The 269-nt window shown below is 56.5% G+C and carries 1 rRNA gene; it reads right to left on the reverse strand.

Annotated features, from left to right (window positions below):
* A 23S ribosomal RNA gene (locus QMF38_RS11840) occupies window positions 1–201 on the reverse strand; the annotation flags it as partial.
* Window positions 202–269 lie beyond the last annotated feature (68 nt).

The raw sequence follows: 269 nt of genomic DNA on the forward strand, positions 1-269 counted from the left end.
GATGTTTCAGTTCCCTCGGTTGCCTCCGTATGCCTATGTGTTCAGCATCCGGTACTAGCGCTTCCCGCTAGTGGGTTCCCCCATTCGGACATCCACGGATCTATGCTCGCGTACAGCTCCCCGTGGCATTTCGGCGTTCGCCCCGTCCTTCTTCGGCTCTTGGCGCCTAGGCATCCTCCGTGCGCTCTTCCTAACTTCACCGTCCATGACTTCCGTCATGTCACCTGTTCCAATCCTCGGTTACCAGGTTGCAAGGTCATTTCATATGC

This window comes from Alicyclobacillus hesperidum subsp. aegles (assembly GCF_027923525.1).
Taxonomy (GTDB): domain Bacteria; phylum Bacillota; class Bacilli; order Alicyclobacillales; family Alicyclobacillaceae; genus Alicyclobacillus; species Alicyclobacillus aegles.